The organism is Streptomyces sp. MMCC 100, from assembly GCF_041538145.2.
In the GTDB taxonomy this organism is placed as follows: domain Bacteria; phylum Actinomycetota; class Actinomycetes; order Streptomycetales; family Streptomycetaceae; genus Streptomyces.
On sequence record NZ_JBGORK020000001.1, the window covers coordinates 7059417 to 7074844 of the forward strand.

13 protein-coding genes are annotated in these 15428 nt (G+C 72.7%); 6 read left to right on the forward strand and 7 right to left on the reverse strand.

Annotation, left to right across the window (positions count from 1 at the left end; genetic code table 11):
- Nucleotides 1–156: 156 nt before the first annotated feature.
- Nucleotides 157–792 carry a DUF3017 domain-containing protein gene (locus ABS735_RS32560; RefSeq protein WP_373901543.1) on the reverse strand — a complete coding sequence of 212 codons (636 nt, stop codon included), beginning with the start codon at nucleotides 790–792 and terminating at the stop codon, nucleotides 157–159.
- A gap of 232 nt (nucleotides 793–1024) precedes the next feature.
- Nucleotides 1025–1879, reverse strand: a complete 855-nt coding sequence (locus tag ABS735_RS32565; protein WP_373901542.1) for a bifunctional methylenetetrahydrofolate dehydrogenase/methenyltetrahydrofolate cyclohydrolase — start codon at nucleotides 1877–1879, stop codon at nucleotides 1025–1027.
- 295 nt (nucleotides 1880–2174) lie between these two features.
- Here ABS735_RS32565 and ABS735_RS32570 point away from each other — a divergent pair, with 295 nt between their 5' ends.
- From ABS735_RS32570 to ABS735_RS32585, 4 genes are all read left to right on the forward strand, one after another.
- The gene (locus ABS735_RS32570; protein ID WP_373901541.1) at nucleotides 2175–2756 is read left to right on the forward strand and encodes a hypothetical protein; all 582 of its coding nucleotides are present in this window, start codon (nucleotides 2175–2177) and stop codon (nucleotides 2754–2756) included.
- Between the two features lie 141 nt (nucleotides 2757–2897).
- On the forward strand, nucleotides 2898–3644 hold the full coding sequence (locus ABS735_RS32575) for an FHA domain-containing protein (protein ID WP_373901540.1): 747 nt from the start codon (nucleotides 2898–2900) through the stop codon (nucleotides 3642–3644).
- The gene (locus tag ABS735_RS32580) at nucleotides 3641–5572 is read left to right on the forward strand and encodes a serine/threonine protein kinase (protein ID WP_373901539.1); all 1932 of its coding nucleotides are present in this window, start codon (nucleotides 3641–3643) and stop codon (nucleotides 5570–5572) included. The genes ABS735_RS32575 and ABS735_RS32580 overlap by 4 nt, the downstream gene beginning before the upstream one ends.
- 97 nt (nucleotides 5573–5669) lie before the next feature.
- Nucleotides 5670–6140 carry a hypothetical protein gene (locus tag ABS735_RS32585; RefSeq protein WP_373901538.1) on the forward strand — a complete coding sequence of 157 codons (471 nt, stop codon included), beginning with the start codon at nucleotides 5670–5672 and terminating at the stop codon, nucleotides 6138–6140.
- Nucleotides 6141–6264: 124 nt separating this feature from the next.
- Here the strand turns inward: ABS735_RS32585 and purH are convergent, their stop codons facing one another.
- Both purH and purN read right to left on the reverse strand, forming a co-directional pair.
- A complete protein-coding gene (gene purH, locus ABS735_RS32590) occupies nucleotides 6265–7860 on the reverse strand; it encodes a bifunctional phosphoribosylaminoimidazolecarboxamide formyltransferase/IMP cyclohydrolase (protein ID WP_373901537.1) in 1596 nt (531 codons plus the stop codon).
- A complete protein-coding gene (gene purN, locus ABS735_RS32595; RefSeq protein WP_373901536.1) occupies nucleotides 7857–8504 on the reverse strand; it encodes a phosphoribosylglycinamide formyltransferase in 648 nt (215 codons plus the stop codon). The genes purH and purN overlap by 4 nt, the downstream gene beginning before the upstream one ends.
- A gap of 295 nt (nucleotides 8505–8799) precedes the next feature.
- Between purN and ABS735_RS32600 the strand changes: the two genes are divergently transcribed.
- Nucleotides 8800–9579 (forward strand): hypothetical protein, encoded by a 780-nt coding sequence (locus tag ABS735_RS32600; protein WP_373901535.1) that lies wholly within the window; start codon nucleotides 8800–8802, stop codon nucleotides 9577–9579.
- Between the two features lie 314 nt (nucleotides 9580–9893).
- Here the strand turns inward: ABS735_RS32600 and ABS735_RS32605 are convergent, their stop codons facing one another.
- Nucleotides 9894–11603, reverse strand: coding sequence for a cell division protein PerM (locus tag ABS735_RS32605; protein ID WP_373901534.1), 1710 nt, complete (start codon nucleotides 11601–11603; stop codon nucleotides 9894–9896).
- Nucleotides 11604–11699: 96 nt separating this feature from the next.
- Here ABS735_RS32605 and ABS735_RS32610 point away from each other — a divergent pair, with 96 nt between their 5' ends.
- Nucleotides 11700–12938: a sigma factor-like helix-turn-helix DNA-binding protein gene (locus ABS735_RS32610; protein WP_373901533.1), complete on the forward strand. Its 1239-nt coding sequence runs from the start codon at nucleotides 11700–11702 to the stop codon at nucleotides 12936–12938.
- A gap of 141 nt (nucleotides 12939–13079) precedes the next feature.
- Here ABS735_RS32610 and sucD read toward each other — a convergent pair whose 3' ends face one another.
- Both sucD and sucC read right to left on the reverse strand, forming a co-directional pair.
- On the reverse strand, nucleotides 13080–13964 hold the full coding sequence (gene sucD, locus ABS735_RS32615; RefSeq protein WP_030145560.1) for a succinate--CoA ligase subunit alpha: 885 nt from the start codon (nucleotides 13962–13964) through the stop codon (nucleotides 13080–13082).
- Between the two features lie 28 nt (nucleotides 13965–13992).
- The gene (gene sucC / locus ABS735_RS32620) at nucleotides 13993–15177 is read right to left on the reverse strand and encodes an ADP-forming succinate--CoA ligase subunit beta (RefSeq protein ID WP_030145559.1); all 1185 of its coding nucleotides are present in this window, start codon (nucleotides 15175–15177) and stop codon (nucleotides 13993–13995) included.
- Nucleotides 15178–15428 lie beyond the last annotated feature (251 nt).

The window sequence follows — 15428 nt, forward strand, 5'->3', positions numbered from 1 at the left end:
TAGCGGAACGGTCACTTCCGTGCCACAGCGCCCTACAGGCGTTGAACAGGGCGTTCCGCGTGCAGGAAGGTTGGTCCCGGCGACGGCCCGTCCTTCCACGGGGGTGAGGACGGGCCGTCGTATCGAGAAGACACGCCGGCCGATCGCGAAGACGCCCTAGCTGACCGTGAAGTGCAGGGTGTCTTTGAGGAACGGGATCTCCAGCACCGGCTTCGGCTGGGCCATCAGCGCCAGCAGGACGATGGAGAGGCCGAGGATGCCGTAGGTCGTGATGTCCGTGAAGCGCGAGCGCACGGCGAGCATGCCGACGTCGGGCACCACCCAGCGCAGCGCGGCGCCCACCAGCAGGGCGGCACCGACCAGCAGTGTGCCCCAGCGGAACACGTCCAGTGCGGTCAGCAGCAGGCCGAGTCCGACCAGCAGCACCACCGCGAGCACCGGCCACTGCCGGGCGGGAGCCGGGGCGTCGCGGGCGGCGGCGCGGCCGCCGCCCTCGGGGCGGGCGGTGTCACGGGTGAAGAGCGGGAACCGGCGCGTGACACGTCGCGGCCGCCCCTTGGCGTCGGGCGCGCTGACGGGGTCGCGGACGGTGATCTCGTCCGGGTGCCCGGCGCTCTCCGAGCTCCCCGAGTCCCCCGCGTCCGCGGAGGTCTTCGAGGCCTCCGGGTCACCGGCGGTCTCGGAGGTCTCACGCGCCTCCGGGGTACCGGATTTCTCAGAGGCCTCAGGGGCCGCCCGGACAGCGGCAGTCTCCGCGGTCTCAGATGCCTCGGGGGTAGCGGCGGTCTCCAAGGTCTCAGGCGCCCTGGGGGTACCGGAGTTCTCCGAGGTCTCAGGCGCCCCGGAAGTACCGGAGTTCTCCGAGGTCTCAGGCGCTCCGGGGGTACCGGAGTTCTCCGGGGTCTCAGAGCCGTCCGGGGTACTGCCGCCCTTGTCCGAGGCGTCCGGCTTTCGCGAGGCCCGTGAGGTCCCCGCTTCCTCCGTGGCCCCCGCGTCGCCCGGCCGCTCGGGGGAGTTGGTGTCCTCAGCCGGCACTGCGCTCCGCCGCCTCCACCACGTTGACGAGCAGCTGGGCCCGCGTCATGGGGCCGACACCGCCGGGGTTCGGGGAGATCCAGGCGGCGACCTCGGCCACGCCGGGGTGGACGTCGCCCATGATCTTGCCCTCGGCGTTGCGGGAGACGCCGACGTCCAGGACGGCCGCGCCCGGCTTGACGTCCTCGGGGCGGACCAGGTGCGGGGAGCCGGCCGCGGCGATCACGATGTCCGCGCGCTTGAGGTGGGCGGCCAGGTCCCGGGTGCCGGTGTGGCACTGGGTCACGGTGGCGTTCTCGCTGCGCCGGGTGAGCAGCAGCGGCATCGGGCGGCCGATGGTGACACCGCGGCCGACGACCACGACCTCGGCGCCCTTGATCTCGACGCCGTAGCGGCGCAGGAGGGTGATGATGCCGTTGGGGGTGCAGGGCAGCGGCGCCGGCTCGTTCAGGACGAGGCGGCCCAGGTTCATCGGGTGCAGGCCGTCCGCGTCCTTGTCCGGATCCATCAGTTCCAGGATGCGGTTCTCGTCGATGCCCCGGGGCAGCGGCAGCTGGACGATGTACCCGGTGCAGGCCGGGTCCTCGTTCAGCTCGCGGACGACCGCCTCGATCTCCTCCTGCGTGGCCGTGGCCGGCAGTTCGCGCTGGATGGAGGCGATGCCGACCTGGGCGCAGTCGCGGTGCTTGCCGGCGACGTACTTCTGGCTGCCTGGGTCGTCGCCGACCAGAACGGTGCCGAGGCCGGGCGTGACACCCCTCTCCTTCAGCGCCGCCACGCGGGCGGTCAGTTCGGACTTGATCGCGGCTGCGGTGGCCTTGCCATCGAGAATCTGGGCGGTCATACCCCCATCCTCGCGGATGACCGGCCCCCGGTTCCAATCAGGTCGGCATGCGGGCACCGCGCGGGAACCTTCGGGACGCCACGGGACACGTCCGGCCCTGTCCGCTCATGATCGGCGGTGTTGCACTTGCACAACGCATTGCGGACGGGCTGGACAAGTAAGAGTTCGGTCAAGAACGATTGGGCAGCACAGTGCCGCGGGGCCGTACCGGGGGGACGAACCGCTTACGAAGAATCTCCTCCGAGTCGAGCCGCGCGTCGTCCCCGCACTTGACAGCGACGGAGGAAGACCCGCCATGAGTTTCGGCGATCCGAACAACCCCTACGGCCCGCCGCAGGGCGGCCAGCAGCCGAACTACGGCTATCCCCAGCAGCAGCCGCAGCAGGGACAGCCCGGTTACGGGTACCCGCAGGCTCCCCCGGTGTCGGGCGGCTACGGCCACCCGGCCGCCCCGACCTCGATGCCCGGCACGGTCAGCGCGGCCCGCGTCATGCTGTGGATCATTTTCGGCCTCCAGGTCGTCGGCGTGATCCTCTTCGCCATCAGCGCCGCGGGCGTGGACGCCGCGAAGAACGACGACGCGCTGAAGGACGACGCCACCTTCCAGCAGCTGGCCGACTACTCGTCCGGCAGGCTGTGGGGTCTCGCAGTGTTCGCGCTGGTGTGGGGAGTGCTCGCGCTCCTGGCTGCGATCAAGGTCGGCAAGGGCGGCAACGGCGCCCGCATAGCGACGATGGTCTTCGCCATCATCACCGCGATCCTCGGTCTGTACCCGTTCATCGTCGTGGGTCTGGTCCACACGGTGCTCGCCATCCTGGTCGCCGTATTCGTCGGCAACTCGAACGGATCGGCCTGGTACAAGCGTCCCCGCTACTGAGGGCGGGGACCGAGTACCGGCGACTGAACAGTTCGCGCCAATCACCACGCAGGGCCGTGTCTCACCCGTACGAGGGGGGCACGGCCCTGGTGCGTCGCCCTAGTCTGGCCCGGGTAGCCGTCAGGCACGGGGAGACGCACCTTGTACAGCATCATCGTGGTACCTCCGCCGACCACGGAGGACGAAGACACCAGCACCCAGTTTCGGCTCGCACCCGGCGAACGGCTCGTCTTCGGGCGGTCCGTGCCCGAGGGCGGGCTGCTGATCGGGCACGACGGGGTGTCCCGCAGAGCCGGTGAGATCACGGCGCACGGCACCTTCTGGACCGTGAGCAACCTCTCCGCCCACCAGACCTACGTGGTGGAGAACCCGGAGGGCGCCGGCGAGCACATCAAGGTGGCGCCGGGCCGCCTCGACGCCCCGGTGCCGTTCGAGTTCTCGCGGATCGTGCTGCCCGCCGCCGGTGACCTGCTGCCGGTCGAGGTGTGGGCGCCGCGCCACGACTACCTGCGCGGCGAGGACGGCACCGACGGCGAGCCGACCGCCCCGGCCTTCTCCGTCGACCGCACCAAGCGGTACTTCGCGGTGCTGGCCGCGCTGTGCGAGCCGCGGCTGCGCGGGGCGCCGCACGCGCCGCTGCCGACCATGGACCAGGTCGTCGAGCGGCTCCGTCCGGCCTGGCCGGCCGCCTCGCGTACGTCGGTGCAGTGGAACATCGACTACCTCGCCGTCAAGCTCCGGCTGAAGCCGGGCCCGGAGGCCGCCGAGCCGGGCACCCGGCTGAACGGCAAGAAGGAGTCGCTGGTCTCACTGGCGCTCCGCTTCGACCTGGTCCGCGAGGACGACCTGGTGGTCCTCGCGGCACCGTCCGGACAGGCGCTGCGGTGACCGAGCCGTACGCCGTCCCGGTGCCCAGGGGGTACCGGGTGGGCGGCTGGGAGGTGCGCGAGCCGATCGCGACCGGCGCCTTCGGCAGCGTGTACGCGGCACGCCGCGTGGACGCCGACCCGGACGACACGGGCCGCCGCACCGGCGGGGAGGACGGGGACGGCACAGGTCCCACCGGCGACGAGGACGGGGACGGCGCGGGCCGCACCGGCGAGGACGGCCCGAACGGCCCGAACGGTCCGAACGGTCCGAACGGTCCGAACGGTCCGAACACCGTGAACGGCGCGAACGACCCGACCAAACCGAACGCCACGCACGGCACCGACCGCACCAGCAGCACCGGCCGCCCCGGCAAGGACCGCACCGCCGACACCAGCCGCCCCGACGAGGACGGCAGCGTCGGCGACGGTCGCCCCGACGAGGACGGCAGCGTCGGCGACGGTCGCCCCGACGAGGACCGTACCGTCGGCGACGGTCGCACCGGCACGGGTCTGCCGGACACGGCCGCGCTGAAGTTCCTGCCCACCGGTACCGGCACCCCGCGGCAGCTGTCGCACCTGCGGGACCTCATCGAGCGGGAGGTCGAGCTGCTGCGCCGGCTGCGGCGGCCCCGGCTGATCCGGATGTACGAGACCCTCACCGTCGACGACCCCGACCGCCCACGGCTCGACGGCGCCACCGTGCTCGTCCTGGAGCGGGCCGAGGGATCGCTGTCCGCCCTGCTCTCCGCCACGCCCCGCCCGCCGACCGGGCCCGCGCTGCTCGCGCAGGTCTGCGAGGGCCTGCACCAGCTGCACCGGGCGGGCTGGGTGCACGGCGACCTGAAACCGGCCAACGTGCTGCTGATGGCGGACGGTTCGGTACGGCTCGCCGACTTCAACATGGCCGCCGAGCTGGAGGGCACCCACGCCTACACGCCCGCCTTCTCCACCCCTGACTACACGCCGCCCGAGCTGCTGTGGTCCGAGATCGGCGAACGGGGCCGCCGGATCCGCCCCTCCGCCGACGTGTGGGCCTTCGGCGTCCTGGCCCACCTGGTGCTCACCGGGTCCTTCCCGCTGCCCGGCGGCACCCCGACGGCCCGCCGGGACGCCGCCGTCGCGTACTCCCGCGGCACCCACGAGCTGCGCCTGTCACCCGAACTGCCGTCGCCGTGGCGGGAGATCGTACGGGCGTGCCTGACCCGTACGCACGCCGACCGGATCGGCACCGACGCCCTGCTGCGCCGGGTGACGGACGCGACGGGGAGCGCGAGCGGCCCGGCGAGGTTCTCGCTCCGGCCCCGTGCCCGCCCCCGGCGCAGGGCCCTGGCCGCCGCGGCCGCGGGACTCGTCGCCCTCGCCGCGCTCGGGTACGGCGTCGCCCGCTGGGCCGGCGACGGCCGGGAGCCCGTCGCGGGCGCGCGCCCCGGCGGCACCGCGAGCGTCGTCGCCGCCGCCTCCTACGGCGCGGCCGAGTTGCGCACCGACCGGGACGTACCGCCCGCCTACCGCCTGCTGATCGTGGAGACGGCGCACGACTGCGGGCACGAGGAGGTCAGCCCGGCCCTGATCGCGGCCATGCTGAAGGTCGAGAGCGGCTTCGACCCGGACCTCGCCGACCCGGCCAGGGACGAGTACGGCATCGCCCGCTGGACCCCGAGCGTGCTGCGCTGGTGGATGAACGAGGACGGCACACCGGGCGAGACCGTGCCCCAGCCGCCGTTCCCGCCCGCCGAGTCCATTCCGGCGATGGGCCGTTACCTGTGCTGGATCACGCCCCGCCTCGACGCCGGCCTGCCGGGCGACCGCGGGGTGCTGGTCGCCGTCGCCTACCGGACGTCGTACCGGAAGGTGAACGACGCGGGCGGGGTTCCCCCGAAGTACCGCGACTACGCCGACCGCGTCGCTCACCACCTCAAGGAGTACACGCCCCGGCGCGGGAAGTGACCCTGAGAGTTCCGAGGTACCGCGCGGCGGGAGCCCGGGGGACGGTGTGTGCACACCGCTTCGGCGGTACGACACCGACGTTCACGGGGGTACAACGATGAACATCATCAAGCCCGCAGCACTCCTCCTCGCGGCCACGGCCCTGGCCGCGAGCTCCACGGTCGCGGCCACGGCCGCCGACAGCCCGGACGGCACCCGGGTGACCGGCCTCCAGCAGAAGGCCGACCAGGTGCTCGCCGACAGCCCGAAGCCCCTGCGCGTGGCCGCCGACGCGGTCGAGTACGAGGGCCTGACCGTGACGGACGCGCCCGTGACCAAGGGCGCCCAGGACCTGGCCTGCGACTACGGCCACCTGTGCATGGTCGTCCACGGCACGAAGTTCGACTTCTACAAGTGCCAGACGTGGAAGCTCACCAACTGGACCGGCGACGGACCGTTCACCAACAACCAGACGCGGGGCACGGTCGCCAGGTTCTTCAACAAGGACGGCAGCGTCCGCTGGACGTCGACGGCCTACCAGGCGGGCACCGCCACCTGGGACCCGATCTGGTCGCTGCGTCCCTGCTGACCCGCTCACCCGGGTCCGCTCGTCCGGCGGCCCCCGGTTCCCTCCTCGGAGGGGGCCGGGGGCCGCCGTTTCGCCGTACGGAGCCGTACGAAGCCGTACGAAGCCCGGGCCGGGGGCCGGGACCTCAGTGGAAGAAGTGCCGCGTCCCCGTGAAGTACATCGTGACGCCGGCCTTCTTCGCGGCCTCGACGACCAGTTCGTCGCGGACCGAACCGCCGGGCTGGACCACGGCCTTCACGCCGGCCGCGGTGAGGATCTCCAGCCCGTCCGGGAAGGGGAAGAAGGCGTCGGAGGCGGCGTACGCCCCCTGCGCGCGCTCGGCGCCGGCCCGCTCGACCGCGAGCTTGGCGGAGTCGACCCGGTTGACCTGGCCCATGCCGACGCCGACGGAGGCGTTGTCCTTGGCGAGGAGGATGGCGTTGGACTTGACGGCCCGGCACGCCTTCCAGGCGAAGGCCAGCTCGGCCAGCTCCGCCTCGGACAAGGCCTCACCGGTGGCCAGGGTCCAGGTGGCGGGGTCGTCGCCCTCGGCCTGGAGGCGGTCGGTGACCTGGAGGAGGGCGCCGCCGTCGATGGGCTTGACCTCGACCGGGGCGGCGGGCGCCTCGGGGGCGCGCAGCACGCGGATGTTCTTCTTCTTGGTGAGGGCTTCGAGGGCGCCGTCCTCGTAGTCCGGCGCGACGATGACCTCGGTGAAGATCTCGGCGACCTGCTCGGCCATCTCCCTGGAGACCGGGCGGTTGACCGCGATCACGCCGCCGAACGCGGACAGCGGGTCGCAGGCGTGCGCCTTGCGGTGCGCCTCGGCGACGTCCGCGCCGACCGCGATGCCGCACGGGTTGGCGTGCTTGATGATCGCGACGCAGGGCTCGGCGTGGTCGTACGCGGCACGGCGGGCGGCGTCCGTGTCCGTGTAGTTGTTGTACGACATCTCCTTGCCGTGCAGCTGCTCGGCCTGGGCGAGGCCGCCACCCTCGGGGGAGGTGTAGAGGGCGGCGGGCTGGTGCGGGTTCTCGCCGTAGCGCAGGGTGTGGGCGCGCTCGTAGGTGGCGCCGAGGAAGTCGGGGAACTGCGACTCGTCCACCGGGGCGTACTCGGAGGCGAACCAGGAGGCGACGGCCACGTCGTACGCGGCGGTGTGCTGGAAGGCCTCGGCGGCCAGGCGCTTGCGGGCGGCCAGGTCGAAGCCGCCGTCCTTGACGGCGGAGAGCACGTCGGCGTACCGGGCCGGGCTGGTGACCACGGCGACGGAGGGGTGGTTCTTGGCCGCGGCGCGCACCATGGAGGGGCCGCCGATGTCGATCTGCTCGACGCACTCGTCTGGGGTGGCGCCCGAGGCGACGGTCTCCCGGAACGGGTAGAGGTTGACCACGACCAGGTCGAACGGCGCCACGCCCAGCTCGTCGAGCTGCTGCCGGTGGCTCTCCAGGCGCAGGTCGGCGAGGATGCCGGCGTGCACCTTGGGGTGCAGCGTCTTGACCCGGCCGTCCAGGCACTCGGGGAAGCCGGTCAGTTCCTCGACCTTGGTGACGGGGACGCCGGCGGCGGCGATCCGCCCGGCGGTCGACCCGGTGGAGACGAGTTCGACGCCCGCCTCGTGCAGCCCGCGGGCGAGGTCCTCGAGCCCGGTCTTGTCGTAGACGCTGACGAGCGCGCGACGGATGGCCCGCTTGTTGCTCCCGGCGGTGGCGGTGGCGGTGGCGGTGGCGGTGGCGGTCACTGGATAACTACCTTTCGTCCCTCAATGCGATAGCCGTTGCGGGCGAGCCGCCCCACGACATCGACGAGCAGCCTTCGCTCGACTTCCTTGATGCGCTCGTGCAGAGCGACACCTTCGTCTTCGTAGTCCTCGTCCCGGACCTCCACCACGCCCTGCGCGATGATCGGCCCGGTGTCGACGCCGTCGTCGACGAAGTGGACGGTGCAGCCGGTGACCCTGGCGCCGTACGCGAGCGCGTCCCGCACACCGTGGGCTCCCGGGAAACTGGGGAGGAGGGCGGGATGGGTGTTGACGAACCTCCCGCCGAACCGCGCGAGGAACTCCTTCCCCACGATCTTCATGAACCCGGCCGAGACGACGAGGTCCGGTTCGTGGGCCGCGACGGCCTCGGCGAGCGCCGCGTCCCACTCCTCGCGGGTCCCGTAGTCCTTGACCTTTCGTACGAAGGTCGTCACCCCGGCACGCTCGGCGCGGGCGAGCCCCTCGATGCCGTCGCGGTCGGCGCCGACGGCCACGATCTCGGCCCCGTAGGCCTCCACGCCGGTGGCGGCGATCTCGTCGAGGAGCGCCTGGAGGTTGGTGCCGGATCCGGAGACCAGCACGACGAGGCGCTTGGCTCGCCGGTCCACGGGCTTGGCGGCCACGGTGGGGGCCTTTCTCGGGAAAGCGAATCTCTTTGTGCGGTCGTACGAATGCTTCGCGTCCCTGGATACGGGGAAGTCTACGAAGCGGCCGACCGTCAGCAACGATACCGGCACACCGGACGGCCCCCTCGGGACGGGGGCGTGACCGGAAGGTAGCGTCTGCGTGGAGCCGGAGCGGGAACGGCGCCCGTGCGTCACGCGTTCACCAGATGTACCGACCGGATCGCCCGCTCCACCAGCCCGCCCGTTCCACCAGCAGCCCGTTCACCGTCGCCAAGGGGAAGACGCTCAGTTGATGCCGGACCGCAGCCTGCGACTGCTCACACTCCCCCAGCAGTCGGCGCAGCCAGGGGAGCGCAGCACCGTGTTGCTGCGGGAGCGCCCCTCGTCACCGCCCGACTCGTCCTCGGACCGGAGGAACGGCGGCGAGCAGGACGGCGCCACCGACAAGGACAACCCGTTCGCCCCGCCCCCCGAGGGCACGCCTGACCGCCCCTGGCAGCCGCGGCACCCGTCGGGCGACGGCGATTCCCAGGGCGACGGCGAGCGGTCTCCCTGGGGCGGCCGGTGGAGCGACCGACAGCCCGGCCGGTCCCCCGGCGGTTTCGGTGAGCGGCCCGGCGGCTCGGGCGGCCCCGAGGGTTCGGGCGGCGGCCCGGGCCCGCGCTGGGACCCGACGGACCCCGCCCAGCGGCGTGCCCGCTACGCCCTGCTGAGCGGCATGTGGGCCCTCTTCTTCGCCCTCTTCACCTGGCCGTACGTGGCCCTGCTGCTCGGCGCCCTGGCCCTGTACTGGGGCATCAGCGCGCTGCGCACCAAGCCCCGCGCCGCCTCCGACCCGGACGCTCCGGCCCCGCCCGCCGAGCAGACCGGCCGCCCGCAGCGCACCGCCGCGATCAGCGGCCTGGTCACGTCGTCCCTGGCCATCGTCCTGGTCGCCGCGTCCTTCGGCGCCCAGTTGATCTACAGCGACTACTACACCTGCCGCGAGGACGCCCTGACCAACGCGGCGGAACAGTCCTGCGAGCGCCACCTGCCGGAACAGCTGCGGGACCTGCTGGGCACGGGCGACTGACGTCTTCCAGCCGGCCCTGCGCCTGAGGGCGGGGCCGTCCAGGCCGAAGCGGGTGCCTGAGGGCGCCAACCCCAGGGCCGGGAACGGCAAGTCTTTCAGCCGGCCCTGCGCCTGAGGGCGGGGCCGTCCAGGCCGAAGCGGGGGTCTGGGGGCGGCAGCCCCAGGGCCGGGAACGGCAAGTCTTTCAGCCGGCTCTGCGCCTGAGGACGAGGCCGTCCAGGCCGAAGCGGGGGTCTGGGGGCGGCAGCCCCAGGGACGGGAACGGGAAGGGGCGGCGGGGGCGAAAAAACCTGGCCGGCGCCCCGCCCCCGGCATCACACCCCGCCGCGAGGCGACTCCACAGGACCGTCGACCGGCAGAAAGTCATACGCCGCACCACCGTCGTCGTCGACGTCGTACAACCCGACCGGCACCGCCTCCTCGTCCACCCCATGATCCCCCACCCCGGCCCCGGCCCCGGCCGATACGTCCCGCGTCCACCACGGCCTCACGGAAGGCACGGAGGGCAACAGAACCCGCGCCCACCGACGCCGACGCCCACCTCCGTCGACCGCCTCGCCGCCCCCGGCCGCCTCCGCCCCGCCCTCCCGAGCGGCAGCGCCCCGGCACCGCCACGCCCGCGCAGCCACCGCCACCGGGACGGCCATCACCACGATCCACGCCAGCGTCGCGCCCCCGGCCTGCCACCACACCGGCCCGAACCGGGCGAGCGCGGCGCTCCCGAGCGGCCCGCCGGCGAACGCGGCCAGCAGGGCGACGAGGACCGCGCACAGGACGGCGGCCACCACGGCGGCGGCAGCGGTCCGCCGCCACGACCACGCCTCGACGGCCGTCTCCACTCCCGGCACACCCACCGCGCCAACCGCACCAACCCCACCCACCGCACCCGTCACACCCGCCGTGGCCGCCCGCGCCGTGAACCACCCCACCACCGCGCCCGCCACCAACGGCACCACCCCGGCCACCCAGTGCAGCGGCGTACCAGGACCCGCGTCCGGCACCGCCGCCAGCAGCGGGAACGGTGGCAGCAGCGGTGCCGGGGCGGAGGAGGCGGGGGCCACGACGTGCCCGGTGCCGAGCACGAAGCCGGGGCCGAGGGCGTACACCGCCGCCCACACCGCCGCGTTCGGCACCAGCGTCAGACAGAGCAGCAGCACGGCGAACCGCCCCGACCACCCCTCGGTCAGCCGCAGGAACGCCTCCCCCGCGGCGGCCCCGTGCCCCACGAGCGACACCGCGAGCAGCAGCGCGCCGCCCCCGACGAGCACCGCCGCACCGGCGCCCGCGGCGCGCGTCGCGGCGCCCAGGCGCGCGTCCGGCTCCACCATCAGCTCCCGCAGCTTCCGGGGCAGCACGCGCAGCGCCCGTCCCACCGGCCCGCCCGGCCGGCCGAACGCCGTCCACACACCGGCGCCCGCCGCGCCCATGGCGACCAACGGCAGACACAGCGCCGCCCACCACAAGGAGGGCCGCAGCGCGCCGCCCTGCGCGTACAGGACGACGGGCGCGGCGACGCCGAGGTAGCCGAGGACGACCCCGGTCCAGGCCATGCGCGCGGAGACGGGCGGCGGCCCGGCGTCCGGGGCACCCGCCATCCACGCCGGGCGCACGCCGGCTCCCGCCTTCGGAGCCGCCCCGACGGCCACGCCCACCCCGTCCCCGGGGTCCGTGGCGTCCCGGGCGGCACGGTGCAGCAGCCACACCGGCAGAAGGAGGAACAGCAGCGGGGTGACGCCGACGGGCGCGGGGGTGCCGGAGAGCGTGTCGGCACGCACCAGTTCGGCCCCGTGCGCCAGGGCCCACAGCGCCGCGGCGACGTGGAGGGCGCCGCCCGGCCCGCTGTCGGGGTACGGCGAACTGATCCACAGCAACGTCACGAGCGCGGCGCACGCCGCCAGTCCCAGCAGTGCCGCGAACACGCCTCCCAGGAGGCCGGCGGCCAGCCCGGGCGACCGGTCGCGCCACCGGGTGCGCAGTTGGGAGAGCGGGGCTGGACGGGCGGTCGTCTGGATCACGCCCGCCATGCTCCCAACGACACGCGCTTTCCAGGCGTAACGAGCGAAGCCCCGTTGTGTCGCTCAATATATGTTTATGTACTTTTTCGTACGAAGGGGCGTCCTGTGACCCGCAGCCCCGCAACCCCGCTCCCACCCCCCAAGGCACGCCGACGCATGCGGGAGACGGCCGCACTGACACAGACTCAGCTCGCGACACGGGTGGGCGTCACTCCCGGGACGGTCCGCGCGTGGGAGAGCGGCCGCACGACTCCGCGAGGCCGGAAGCGGGAGGCGTACGCGAAGCTGCTGAAGACGCTGGCCGAGGAAGAGGCGGCACGACAGGCCACCCAGGCACCGGAACGGGAACCGGCACCGGGCGCGGAGCCGGCACCGGTACGAGACCCGGCATCAGAACCAGCAGCCGACCCGGAGACTCACGCGGAGCCGGAGCCGGAGCCGAAGCCGGAGCCTGAGTCGGCGCCCGAGTCGGCGCCCGAGTCGGCGCCCGAGTCGCAGCCCGAGTCGGTGCCCGAACCGCGGCCCGAGTCGGTGCCCGAACCGCGGCCCGCGCCCGTCGCGCTGACACCCGCTCAGGCCTTCGACGCGCTGTACGAGTTCAGCGCCCCCGCCCTCGTACGGCAGACCTTCCTGCTGACCGGCCGTCGCGAGCAGGCGCGCGAGTCGGTGGAGCGGGCGTTCCAGACGGCCTGGGAGCACTGGCCCGAGGTGGCCCGCGACCGGGACCCGGTGGGCTGGGTGCGGGCGACGGCGTACGAGTACGCGCTCTCGCCCTGGCAACGGTTCCGCCCGCGCCACCGGCACCCGGAGCCGCCACCCGCCGACCCCGGCGACCGCACCTTGCTGAACACCCTGCTCAGGCTCCCCCCGAGGCACCGCCGCACGCTCGTGCTGTACGACGGTGTGGGCCTGGACCTGCCCGAGACGGCGGCGGAGACGGAGGCGAGCACCCCGGCGGCGGCGAACCGCCTGCTGCGCGCCCGCGAGGCCGTCGCCGACCGGCTGCCCGCGCTGGCCGACCCGCAGGTACTGCACCGGAGGCTGGCCGAGCTGGCGTCGAACGAGCGGCTGGGCGCGGAGCAGCCGCCCACGGTGCGCAGGGGCGGCGAACGCCGGGCAAGGTTCCGGACCCGGGCCGCGATCGCCTTCACGGTCGCCCTCATCGGGACCACGGCCCTGACCGTGCGCACCGCGCCCACGCACTACGAACCGCCCGTGTCCCCCGGGCAGGCCGTGCACGGGGTGCCGCCCAGGGCGGCTCAGGGCGCGCTGTCGGACGAGGAGCTGGAGCTGCGGGACCAGTTGCAGGACGGGCCGGCACGGCTGAGCCCGAGGCTCGAATGACGGGGCTCGGATGACCGGGCTCGGACAACGGTGCTCGGATGACGGGGCTCGGCACCCGGAACGCCGAGTGGCCCGCCCCCTGTGGACAAAGGGCGGGCCACTCGGTGTGGATCAGGCGCTCGGCCTGCGCACGAGGCGGTGTCAGCCGGCCAGGATGGCGCGGGCGAGCTTCGCCGTCTCGGTCGGCGTCTTGCCGACCTTGACGCCGGCGGCCTCGAGGGCCTCCTTCTTCGCCTGGGCGGTGCCGGACGAACCGGAGACGATGGCGCCGGCGTGGCCCATGGTCTTGCCCTCGGGCGCGGTGAAGCCCGCGACGTAGCCGACGACCGGCTTGGTCACGTTCTTCGAGATGTACTCGGCCGCACGCTCCTCGGCGTCGCCGCCGATCTCGCCGATCATGACGATCAGGTCGGTCTCGGGGTCGGCCTCGAACGCGGCGAGCGCGTCGATGTGCGTGGTGCCGATGATCGGGTCGCCACCGATGCCGACGGCGGTCGAGAAGCCGATGTCACGCAGCTCGTACATCATCTGGTACGTCAGCGTGCCGGACTTCGAGACCAGACCGATGCGGCCCGGCTTGGTGATGTCGCCCGGGATGATGCCGACGTTGGACTGGCCCGGGGTGATGATGCCGGGGCAGTTCGGGCCGATGATCCGGGTCTTGTTGCCCTTCTTGCCGGCGTACGACCAGAAGGCGGCCGAGTCGTGCACGGCGATGCCTTCGGTGATGACGACGGCCAGCGGGATCTCGGCGTCGATGGCCTCGACGACGGCGTCCTTGGTGAACTTCTCCGGCACGAAGATGACGGAGACGTTGGCGCCGGTCTTCTCGATGGCCTCCTTGACGGTGCCGAAGACCGGTACCTCGGTGCCGTCGAAGTCCACGGTGGTGCCCGCCTTGCGCGGGTTCACGCCGCCCACGACCTCGGTGCCGTCACCCAGCATGAGCTTGGTGTGCTTCATGCCGGTGGCACCGGTCATGCCCTGGACGATGACCTTGCTGTCCTTGTTGAGCCAGATAGCCATGGTGTGTTGGTGTCCTCGTCCTGAGTGCTTACTTGGCGGCGGCGTGAGCCAGCTCGGCGGCCTTGTCGGCCGCGCCGTCCATGGTGTCGACGCGCTGGACCAGCGGGTGGTTGGCGTCGGTGAGGATCTTGCGGCCCAGCTCGGCGTTGTTGCCGTCGAGGCGGACGACGAGCGGCTTCTCGACCTTCTCGCCGCGGTCCTCCAGGAGCTTCAGCGCCTGGACGATGCCGTTGGCGACCTCGTCGCAGGCGGTGATGCCGCCGAAGACGTTGACGAACACGGAGCGGACGTCCGGGTCGCCGAGGATGATCTCCAGGCCGTTCGCCATCACCTGGGCGGAGGCGCCGCCACCGATGTCCAGGAAGTTGGCGGGCTTGACGTTGCCGTGCGCCTCACCGGCGTAGGCGACGACGTCCAGGGTGCTCATGACGAGACCCGCGCCGTTGCCGATGATGCCGACCTCGCCGTCGAGCTTGACGTAGTTGAGGTTCTTCTCCTTGGCGGCGGCCTCGAGCGGGTTGGCCGCGGCCTTGTCGTGGAGGGCCTCGAAGTCGGGGTGACGGAACTCGGCGTTGTCGTCCAGCGACACCTTGCCGTCGAGGGCGATGACGTCGCCGGAGACGACCTTGGCCAGCGGGTTGACCTCGACCAGGAGGGCGTCCTCCTTGATGAAGGTGTCCCACAGCTTGACCAGGATGTCGGCGACCTTGTCGGCGACCTCGGCCGGGAACTTCGCGGCCTCGACGATCTCGCGCGCCTTCTCGGGCGTCACGCCGTCGATCGCGTCGATCGGGGTCTTGGCGACGGCCTCCGGTCGGGTGGCCGCCACCTCCTCGATCTCCATGCCGCCCTCGACGGAGGCGATGGAGAGGAAGGTGCGGTTGGCACGGTCGAGGAGGAAGGAGACGTAGTACTCCTCGACGATCTCGGGGGCGGTCTCGGCGATCATCACCTTGTGGACCGTGTGGCCCTTGATGTCCATCCCGAGGATGTCCGTCGCACGGGCGACGGCCTCGTCCGCGGAGGCGGCCAGCTTCACGCCACCGGCCTTGCCACGACCACCGACCTTCACCTGCGCCTTGACGACGGACTTGCCGCCCAGACGCTCGGTGATCTCGCGCGCCGCCTCAGGCGTGTCGATGACTTCACCGGCCAGCACCGGTACATCGTGCTTGGCGAAGAGGTCCCTCGCCTGGTACTCGAACAGGTCCACGCGCTTCCGTCCCTATCAGTGATCTCGCGGTTCGTTGGATGCGTGGGCGTGCCGCGAAGGGCAACGTGACGTCCGCTGTGAGTCACAAGGGGGGCGCACACGGTGTCCGAGCGCGCGGCATGTCCGTCTCGCAGGTTATCGCCGCATGCGGAGGGTCTCTAAATCGTGGGTCACACCTGAGCGGTGATGCCTGTCACATGATGCCGCGCTCACTGGCACGGGGTGCCGGATGTGAGCCCTCTCCGCGCACA

Coding starts and splice junctions, on each gene's coding strand:
- ABS735_RS32565 (WP_373901542.1), bottom strand. CDS start 1,879: ATGACCGCCCAGATTCTCGATGGCAAGGCCACCGCAGCCGCGATCAAG.
- ABS735_RS32570 (WP_373901541.1), top strand. CDS start 2,175: ATGAGTTTCGGCGATCCGAACAACCCCTACGGCCCGCCGCAGGGCGGC.
- ABS735_RS32585 (WP_373901538.1), top strand. CDS start 5,670: ATGAACATCATCAAGCCCGCAGCACTCCTCCTCGCGGCCACGGCCCTG.
- ABS735_RS32600 (WP_373901535.1), top strand. CDS start 8,800: ATGCCGGACCGCAGCCTGCGACTGCTCACACTCCCCCAGCAGTCGGCG.
- ABS735_RS32605 (WP_373901534.1), bottom strand. CDS start 11,603: ATGGCGGGCGTGATCCAGACGACCGCCCGTCCAGCCCCGCTCTCCCAA.
- sucD (WP_030145560.1), bottom strand. CDS start 13,964: ATGGCTATCTGGCTCAACAAGGACAGCAAGGTCATCGTCCAGGGCATG.